Below are 508 nucleotides of genomic sequence, written 5' to 3'. Positions count from 1 at the left end.
GGGCCCCGGCCCGACCACCGTGGTCAATCTGAAAGGCCACCGCGACGACCCGGCCTTCGCCGACGTGGTCTACGTCGGCCGGCCGATGCACCGCGGCGGCTGGAGCCTCGCCGGATCACCGCTGCACTGCCCCTTCCGCCCCGGCCCCGGGCTCCCGCGCGAGGCGATGCTGCGGAAGTACCGGGCGTACCTGCTGGCCCGCCCGGACCTGCTCGTCCTCGTCCCCGACCTGCGCGGGCGCCGCCTCGCCTGCTGGTGCGCCCCGCTGCCCTGCCACGCGGACGTCCTGGCCGACCTCGCCGACCACGGCCTCCCCGGCTGAGCCCGGGACCGCCGACGGGCCCGCCCACGGGGGCCGCTCGGGCCGGTGGCTTGGGTATTCTCCGTGGACAGTGCAGCGCGAGGGCTGCCCCGGGGGAAGACGAGTGGCGAAGCATGGGGAGCACACCGGCCGACCGATCGGCGGGCGACGCGTCCTGGCGGTGGGACGGCGAGGACGAGGGCGGGA

1 protein-coding gene is annotated in these 508 nt (G+C 77.0%); it reads left to right on the top strand.

Features of this window, described 5'->3' with window-relative positions; translation table 11 throughout:
* Positions 1-19: 19 nt before the first annotated feature.
* The gene (locus VR45_RS31190) at positions 20-322 is read left to right on the top strand and encodes a DUF4326 domain-containing protein (RefSeq protein WP_045943234.1); all 303 of its coding nucleotides are present in this window, start codon (positions 20-22) and stop codon (positions 320-322) included.
* Positions 323-508: the final 186 nt, after the last annotated feature.

It is taken from the genome of Streptomyces sp. NRRL S-495, assembly GCF_000966955.1.
Lineage (GTDB): Bacteria > Actinomycetota > Actinomycetes > Streptomycetales > Streptomycetaceae > Kitasatospora > Kitasatospora purpeofusca.
This window is presented reverse-complemented; position numbering and strand designations above follow the sequence as displayed.